The sequence below is a fragment of the Pseudoalteromonas sp. 20-92 genome, from assembly GCF_030847595.1.
Lineage (GTDB): Bacteria > Pseudomonadota > Gammaproteobacteria > Enterobacterales > Alteromonadaceae > Pseudoalteromonas > Pseudoalteromonas fuliginea.
In genome coordinates this window covers 1-240 of record NZ_JANJGQ010000118.1, presented here as the reverse complement: position 1 = coordinate 240, position 240 = coordinate 1, and the positions used below count along the sequence as shown (strand labels likewise).

Annotated in this window: 1 pseudogene; it reads right to left on the bottom strand. The window is 44.6% G+C overall.

What is annotated here, in order from left to right:
* A pseudogene (locus NRL14_RS21140) lies at positions 1-240 on the bottom strand (hypothetical protein); the annotation flags it as partial.

Genomic DNA, 240 nt, shown 5'->3' with positions numbered 1-240 from the left:
TTAGCGTGTGCAAGCTCTATAATTGATTGATTAAGCCCATTTAACTGCGCTGTTGTTTGGCTTAGGTTTTGCGCTGCAGCAACACGCACCGACTTTAATTTGTCGGTTAATAGTTGCTTATAGCTTTTTAAGCGCTCTGCTTCGGGCAGCAAAAAGCCTACTTTAGCAATCGCCAAGCGAATAAGCGGAAGCGGTGAATTAACCCAACTTTTTACTGTGGCATCGTTTAGCTCAGCCCCT